Origin of the sequence: Edaphobacter sp. (genome assembly GCF_035763405.1) — a bacterium.
Classification (GTDB): domain Bacteria; phylum Acidobacteriota; class Terriglobia; order Terriglobales; family Acidobacteriaceae; genus Edaphobacter.
This window is the reverse complement of record NZ_DASUBE010000084.1, coordinates 34,841-42,160: the sequence shown is the minus strand read 5'-3', so window position 1 is coordinate 42,160 and position 7,320 is coordinate 34,841. Positions and strand designations below refer to the sequence as shown.

At 62.5% G+C, this 7,320-nt stretch carries 6 protein-coding genes and 1 pseudogene; 1 reads left to right on the top strand and 6 read right to left on the bottom strand.

Annotation, left to right across the window (positions count from 1 at the left end; all coding sequences use genetic code 11):
• A pseudogene (locus tag VFU66_RS08715) lies at positions 1 to 1,328 on the bottom strand (alpha-L-rhamnosidase C-terminal domain-containing protein); the annotation flags it as partial.
• Between the two features lie 138 nt (positions 1,329 to 1,466).
• Positions 1,467 to 1,673, bottom strand: a complete 207-nt coding sequence (locus VFU66_RS08710; protein ID WP_326445851.1) for a hypothetical protein — start codon at positions 1,671 to 1,673, stop codon at positions 1,467 to 1,469.
• A gap of 255 nt (positions 1,674 to 1,928) precedes the next feature.
• Here VFU66_RS08710 and VFU66_RS08705 point away from each other — a divergent pair, with 255 nt between their 5' ends.
• Positions 1,929 to 2,786, top strand: coding sequence for an NAD(+)/NADH kinase (locus VFU66_RS08705; RefSeq protein WP_326445850.1), 858 nt, complete (start codon positions 1,929 to 1,931; stop codon positions 2,784 to 2,786).
• A gap of 13 nt (positions 2,787 to 2,799) precedes the next feature.
• On the opposite strand, the gene VFU66_RS08700 is transcribed toward VFU66_RS08705, so the two are convergent.
• The 4 genes from VFU66_RS08700 to VFU66_RS08685 are packed head-to-tail and all read right to left on the bottom strand — an operon-like array spanning position 2,800 to position 7,257.
• On the bottom strand, positions 2,800 to 3,576 hold the full coding sequence (locus tag VFU66_RS08700; protein ID WP_326445849.1) for an ABC transporter ATP-binding protein: 777 nt from the start codon (positions 3,574 to 3,576) through the stop codon (positions 2,800 to 2,802).
• A 12-nt stretch (positions 3,577 to 3,588) separates the two neighbouring features.
• Positions 3,589 to 4,692: an ABC transporter permease gene (locus tag VFU66_RS08695; RefSeq protein WP_326445848.1), complete on the bottom strand. Its 1,104-nt coding sequence runs from the start codon at positions 4,690 to 4,692 to the stop codon at positions 3,589 to 3,591.
• Positions 4,692 to 5,984 (bottom strand): ABC transporter permease, encoded by a 1,293-nt coding sequence (locus tag VFU66_RS08690; RefSeq protein WP_326445847.1) that lies wholly within the window; start codon positions 5,982 to 5,984, stop codon positions 4,692 to 4,694. The genes VFU66_RS08695 and VFU66_RS08690 overlap by 1 nt, the downstream gene beginning before the upstream one ends.
• A 1-nt stretch (position 5,985) precedes the next feature.
• Positions 5,986 to 7,257, bottom strand: a complete 1,272-nt coding sequence (locus VFU66_RS08685) for a Fe-S-containing protein (RefSeq protein ID WP_326445846.1) — start codon at positions 7,255 to 7,257, stop codon at positions 5,986 to 5,988.
• Positions 7,258 to 7,320 lie beyond the last annotated feature (63 nt).

Genomic DNA, 7,320 nt, shown 5'->3' with positions numbered 1-7,320 from the left:
TCGCCCATCCAGCGTCCGCGGTCGCGCTTTGGAGCGTCCCAGATACCGTCCTGCATGCAGAGATGCGCGGTGTACGCGCCGGTCTCCCAGATGCGGTTCAGCAGAGGGTCGGAGGACTCGAACGCGCCTTCGTACTTCACTGGATAAAAGATGTCATCGACACGGATGGTTTTGAAGTGAAGCTCGGGGCCTCCGCCGACGAAGCGGACCTTCGCATAGCGGAAGGCCGATTTTGGCCCGTAGCCCGTTCCATGGGGCGGAATCGTCAACTGGTTCACGCCGAGGTATGGCGACTTGAGCGCCTCGTCCTCGGACTCGCCCATCTGGAGGGTCACGGTGGCGGGCGTGTCACTGTCGTTGGCGATCTCGACGCGGCCGGTCAGCTCGCGGCCAAAGTCCAGAAACAGACTTGGCGCCTCGGCGTCTGTCAGCACGGTTGAAGGCAGACGCACGCCGAACTCGCCTGTGCCTTCCTTGAGCGCATCTGTATTGGTGAAGGAGCCACGGCCGGTGTAGCTCTCCAGAATTCCGCTCATCGGAATCTTCAGGTGGGCCAGGTAAGAGGAGATGCCATCGTACCCCGGCCAGTTGTACATGCCGGCGTCGGCGTTCCACTGGAACAGATCGACCGAGCTTTCGATGCCACCGATACTCTGCACTTTGGCCCATGTGGAATCGTCAAATGCGGGCTTCTCCCATCCGCTGGCAGCGGTAGTGGTGCTCTTCCATGTAGGGTCGCTCATGGTGAGCGCAGTTCCGTTGACGCCGGGGAATTCCGGCACAATCTTCGCCACCAGCACTCGTCCGGAGGTCTGTTGCTGTACCAGCGCGCTGTTTGCGAAGCCGGTCACGCCGCGCCCGCGCACTGCTTCGATGGCGATGGTGTTTTTGCCGGCGTGCAGAAACTTCGCCACCGGCGTGATGAAGACATGAATGCCCAGCGGCGAAGAGGTGTCGCTATTCACCGAGTCGGCCAACTGTCCATTGAGCCACACCTTTATGCTGCGCGGGCCAGCGATGTACAGCGTCGCCGCGCGCGGGACACGCTCCACGTGAAACATGTGGCGGAAGTAGTGCGGCTCGATCTGCTTCATCATGCCCGGAAGCCGATAGGTCAGTCGCGTATCTTGATGAGAGGTGTCCGCCGTCCAGATGTATTGCTCCGGCAGGGGCGTGTGAATGCTCGACTCCAGCACGGGAGTCGCGCTGCGAGTAGGGTCAAGCGGTTCCGGTGCGGTCGCTCGTTTGCTTTGCGCGTAGACATTGACCGAGGTCATTGCGGCCACCATGGCCCAGCATCCTAAACACGCACCGATTTGTCGCCTCATGCAGAAAACCTCACCTTCCAGATTGAAAAAGTTTCCTCCTTATACCGTTCCAGCGGACGGTTGGCAATAACGTTGGATTGTTTTCTGCAAACGGGCGAAGGGGGATGCGAGACGTGCTCCGGAGGGAGTGGGGTAGTGCTACCAGTCGCGGCCAATGCGCGAGAGCGGGCCACAGTCTCCCTCGGTCAGATAGCAGCGGAGGAGTCCACACACCACGGTCGTTGCCGCACCCACAATCATGTACAGGATGCCGGTCGTAATTCTGCCCGTCAGGTAAGGGAAGATGAAGATGACCACGCCCGCGTACATCAAGATCGTCAGCACGATACGCATCACTTGCTTCATACCGTCCTCACTTCGCTGGGGTCGCCAGCGCGGTTGCTCCTATCTCTTTAACGCAGCAACGTGCCGGAAGATACTGTGCTCGATTGCGCCTTGGGTCGACTCAAGGCATCCAACACCGCTCCGTGCGCCATTTTATGCCCAGCGGGGCACATTTGACAGCATTCTTTTGTGCGTTTGCGCCGAGCATTTCTCCTTGTTTTTGCTGATGTTACGCAGCCGGGACCGTCAGCTTGCGTGCTGTTTTACACTTGAGCCATGCTTCAGGCCGCCATCATCTCCAAGCCGCAGAAGCCGGAACTCGCCGGCATTCTCGGCGATCTGCTTACGTGGCTCAAAGACCACGGTTATGCCGCGCTGCTCGACCCGGAGAGCGCCGCTTACCTCAACGCGCCCAATGCGATCGAGCGCGCCGAGTTACCCGCCCACAAACCGAACATCGTCATCGTGCTTGGCGGCGACGGCACCTTGCTTGCAGCGGCGCGCGCCTTTGCCCACACCACCACGCCGATCCTCGGCGTCAACCTTGGCGCTCTCGGTTTCCTTACGGAGGTGCCGCTGGGCGAGGTTTACACCGCGCTCGATGCCTGGTGCGCCAACCGCGCCGACATCGAAGTCCGCAGCATGATCCACGCCGAACTCATTCGCGACGGCAAGGCGGTACAGCAGTGGGACGCGCTCAACGATGTCGTTGTCACCAAGGGCACCATCGCACGCATGGGCGACTTCACCGTCGAGATCGACCGCCAGTTTGTGGCGACGTTCCGCGCCGATGGCGTAATTATCGCTACGCCTACCGGGTCAACGGCCTACAATCTTGCGGCAAACGGCCCCATCATCATGCCCTCGGTGGACGCTATCGTTGTCAATCCGATTTGTCCGCACCTGCTGACCATCCGGCCTATCGTTGTACCGGGTGAATCGACGGTCAGCGTGCATGTCGTCGGCGTGCCAAACCAGATTTATCTCACCGTTGATGGTCAGCAATCGGTGAAGCTTCAGTTGGATGACGTCATCACCTGTCAGCGGTCCAAGGCCAGCGTGCGGCTGCTGCGTCCACGTCCAAACGGCCTGTTCAGCGTGTTGCGCACCAAACTGAAATGGGGCGAGCGGTAGCTTCTAGTGCAGTTCAGGGTTTGCCGCGCAGCGTGACCATTGGGCCGCCGACGGGGTAGCAGAAGACTTTGCCGTGGCTGAGGGCGATCTTGCGTTGGGCAAGGCTGGCCATCTCGGGGTCGTGCGTCACCATCACGATGGTGTGGCCGTTCCTGTGCAGGTCTTCGAGCAGCTCGGCGACGATCTCCTGATTGGCGGCATCGAGATTGCCTGTAGGCTCGTCGGCGAGCAGAATCGGTGGGTCGTTGATGAGCGCGCGGGCGATGCAGACCCGTTGCTGCTCGCCGCCGGAGAGTTCGCTGGGGAGATGGTCGGTGCGATGGCCGAGACCGACTTTTTCGAGCGCGCGGCGTGCTTCCGCTTCATCGGTCATCGAGTGGAAGTACTGCGCCAACATCACGTTTTCGACTGCGGTGAGGTAGGGAATCAGATGAAACTGCTGGAAGATGAAGCCGATCTTGTCGGCGCGGAAGCGGTCCATCTCGACGGCGGACATGGTCGTCACATCGACGTTGTCGATCTTCAGTTCGCCGGACGTGGGACGGTCGAGACAACCGATGAGGTTCACCAGCGTGCTCTTGCCCGAGCCTGAGGGCCCGGTGATAGCGACCCATTCGCCTGCGACAATCGAAAACGAGGCGGAGTCGAGCGCGCGCACCACTCCCGCGTGGCCGCTGTACTCGCGCGTGACGTGGTTGAGCGAGATGACGGCGCAGCCTGGCCGCGTGATCTCGGGCAGGTCCACTGCGGGGCCGGGTTCGTCCGAATGTAATAGATGACCTTCGTTCACAGTTCCATCCTCTCACTCGCCCTTTAACAATGCAGCAGGTTGCAGGCCGCGCAGAACGCGCATGGGAAATAATGCCGCCATCGCGGCGATGATGACGTTCAGCAAGACCACCAGCGGAAGCACGGACAGATGCGGGAGCGTGGCCGTGTGGAAGTTCGTCTCGCTAATGACCCAGGCTGCGGCTGAGCCGATGATGAATCCGAGGATGACGCCCGCGAGCGCGAGCGCAAGCGCCTCCAGCAAAAACAGCGCCATCAACTGGGTCTGCGAACCGCCCAGCGCTTTCATCAGGGCGAAGTCACGGCGGCGTTCGAGCACGCTGGCCGAGAGTGTGGCCAGGACCGAGACTGCGACCGTGAGGGCGATCAGCAGGACCGCGCCGTACATCAGCGCGTGCGTGCGGTCTACGATGCGCGACTCGCCTTCGACCAGCTCGCGGACAGGCTGCACCTGGACCTCGGGCAGCGCCTCGCGCAGTCGCGTCATTGCAGCCTCGACTGCTTTTGCACCGCCGGGAATCTGCACCTCGATGACGCTGGGCTGTATGCCGGTCCACTGTGTGAAGGCGGCGAGCGGCAGGTAGATGCGACTGTCCTCGTCGCCGCCAGTGCGTAGTTCACCGGCACTGTGCACCGTGATGGAATGGCCGCTGAAGGTGAGCTTCAGGTTTGTCTTATCGGAGATGAAGTTGGCCGCGCGCTGGCCAATCAATGCTGCATTCGCGTCTTCGGGCGCTGGCCACGTGGCTACCTGCCACCACGAATCCAGTTTCCGCACCGCTGCGAAGTCGGTTCCGGCGACGACGACGGATGTTCCTCGGTCGGTCGTTGCTACGGCGTAGCCGAACTCTGCGGCCAGAGCGTCTTTGCCTGCTGCCTGCTGGACGCGCAGAAGCGCATGGGGAGGCAGCGGCTTCGAGGCAGGGGCGGTGATGACAACGTTCGCGCCGAAGCTGCGAAATTCTTTGTGCAGCTTCGCGTTCAGGTCGGCGTAGAGGGTCAGCAGTGCGGTGGCGATGGCTGCCGAGACCGTCAGGGCAACCAGCGCCGACAGGCTCCGCGAGCGACGATGCACCAACGAGCGGCGCAGCATTCCGGTGAAGCTGAGACGCGGCATCAGACGTCCTCCCGCAGGATAGTCGAGGGATTCACGGCGAGCGCGGCGCGAATCGACGGTGTGCTTCCGGCGATAGCGACGATCAGTGCCAGTGCGACGATGACGGGCAACAGCACGGGATTCAGCACATCTGCGCTGCCGTCGCCTGAGAAGATGCGCGCGCCGAGCCAGGCCGCGAGGCCGGAGCCGAAAAGATAGCCGAGTGCGCCGCTAAGCACGGCGAGCAAGCCGGTCTCAGAGTAGAAGAGCAGGGCGATGGAGCCCTTGCTTGCGCCGAGCGAACGCATCAGGCCAATCTCTGTACGGCGTTCGAGCACCGCGGCCGCCATCGCTGCGCTGACTGCGAAGCCGGCAGCGAGCAGCGCGGCGAGGCTGACCAGCCACATCAGTCCGCTGATGCGCTTCAGCACGGTGCCTTCGCTCTGCTCGACGCGGCGCACCTGCTCAGCCTGCGCGCCGGGAATTGCCTCGCGGATCTGATACGCGATGGAGTTGGCATACGGGCGGCAGTACCAGATCTCGTGCTGCTGGGGCGAGAGCGTGTCGGGGTCCTTGCGGGCGAAGGCGTCCTCGGGCTTGGTGCGTGCGCTGACCTCGACGCGGCTCACTGCATCGGGTAGGTTGGCGATGCTCTGTGCGGTGCTGAGCGGAAGCAATATCTGCTTGTCGGTCGCGTCTCCCGTGGAGACGATGCCGGTGATGCGCAGCGTTCGGCCATTCGCGGTCAGCGTGTCGCCAGTCTTCAGATGCAGGCTCGATGCGAGCGTGCTTCCGACGGCTGCTTCGGTGTTGTTCGTCGTGCTGTCAGCTTCTTTCGGCCACGCACCGATGAGCTTCCACCAGGGATGGAGCGCGGGCGCTCCTGTGACCAGCGAGCCGGGGTCGTTCGTCAGTGCATGATGGAACCAGAGGCCGAGCGCGCTGACGCTGGTGTCGTCGCCGGAAGGAGTTTTTACATCGAGACGGACAGGAAGCTGCGGGCTGATGCCGGTGATGTTGTTGGCCCAGAAGATCGTGTGGAGCTTCTTCAGGTCGCTCTCGTGCAGGTAGGAGCCGCCGGTCGCAGGCTTGATGTCGGCTCCGCCGATTTTTACGTCGAGCAGGTCGGTCTTGGGATAGACGACGATGTTCGCACCGTAGACGGCCAGCTCTTTGTGGATGCGGTCGCCGATGGTGGTGGCGAGGGCGAGCATGGCGGTGACGGCCGTCGTGCCGAGGAGGATGGCGATACCGGCCAGCATCTTGCGGCGACGCTGGCGGCGGAAGCTCTCCATGAGCAGGCGGAAGAACATTTCAGCGCTCGAAGATCTGGGTGAGGGCGCGGAGGTCCGCTGCCTGGATGACGACCTGGCCGCCGCCGATCTCGGACTTGAGCGGGATAGGGTTGCAGCCTCCGCGCTGGCCCATTGATGCCGGGTTGAGCGGCGAGGCGCACATCTTGCAGGTGATGCCCTGGCTGCCGATGTAAAAGCCTACCGGGCCGCAGATCTGGCAGGCGTCGGCTACCGAGACGATCTCACCGTTGGGCTTTTTGTAGAGCAGGAAGCGGACCTCGACGCTCTTGCCTTTGGCGTCGTCCACGTGGACGCCGTAGCGGTGGAGCTGATCGTCGTTGATGGAGGAGGTGGGCAGCGTGACCTGCGTGCCGACGAGCGTGACGGCGGTGGTGGGGCTGAGGGCGGTGGAGCTTTTGGCGTAGATGAACTCGGCGGTGGAGAGGAAGATGAAGACGAAGCTGGTGACGACGACGGCGTTCATCCAGAGCTTCTCGCGGCGCTCGGACCACTCGGCACGGCGCCGGTCGGCGGGGGTGGCGTTCGATGGCAGCGTGACCGGGGCGCGGCGCTTGTATTCGAGCAGGACCATGAGGCCGGCGAGTGCAAGCATGGTGACGAAGAAGAAGAGGTCGTTGCGGACGATGGGACCGATGAGCCGCATCTCGGTGGTGCTGGAGGGGAGAACGCCATTCTCGCTCAACTCGTGCAGGCCGCTGACGACGAGCTGGAAGGCCACGAAGTAGAGGATGACGGTGGTGATGCGGAAGAACCGCTTCAGGTTGATCTTGACGCTTCCGCGGACGAACAGGACTCCAAAGACGACGGCGACGGCGATGCCGAGGAGCGTGCCGGTGAAGCTGAGTAGCTCGGTGGAGTTGAGGGTGACGGCGGAGAGAATCAGGACGGTCTCGGCGCCTTCGCGCAGGACGAGCAGGAAGACGAAGAAGAAGAGGCCGAACTGGGAGACGTTGTCTCCGGTGAACTTTGCGACTTTGGCTTCGATGTCTCCCTTCATGGTGCGGGCGGCGTGGTGCATGAACCAGATCATGGAGACGACGAAGACGGCGGCGGCGAGCATGACCCAGCCTTCGAAGATGTCGGTATTGAACTGGGCGCGGGCCATGATGATGGCTCCGGCGACGCTGGCGGCGATGGCCGCGCCGAGGGCCCAGAAGACGGTCCGCTTGAGTTCGTTCCGGCCGATCTTGGTGAGGTAGGCAAAGACGATGCCTACGATCAGCGATGCTTCCACACCCTCTCGGAGGGTGATGATAAACGCCTGCAACATGAGGTCTTTCTCTTCCGGTCAGGAGTTGGTTCGAGCGGGGGAAATCGGACTCGCTCGCTCCTT

Coding starts and splice junctions, on each gene's coding strand:
- VFU66_RS08710 (WP_326445851.1), bottom strand. CDS start 1,673: ATGAAGCAAGTGATGCGTATCGTGCTGACGATCTTGATGTACGCGGGC.
- VFU66_RS08705 (WP_326445850.1), top strand. CDS start 1,929: ATGCTTCAGGCCGCCATCATCTCCAAGCCGCAGAAGCCGGAACTCGCC.
- VFU66_RS08695 (WP_326445848.1), bottom strand. CDS start 4,692: ATGCCGCGTCTCAGCTTCACCGGAATGCTGCGCCGCTCGTTGGTGCAT.
- VFU66_RS08690 (WP_326445847.1), bottom strand. CDS start 5,984: ATGTTCTTCCGCCTGCTCATGGAGAGCTTCCGCCGCCAGCGTCGCCGC.
- VFU66_RS08685 (WP_326445846.1), bottom strand. CDS start 7,257: ATGTTGCAGGCGTTTATCATCACCCTCCGAGAGGGTGTGGAAGCATCG.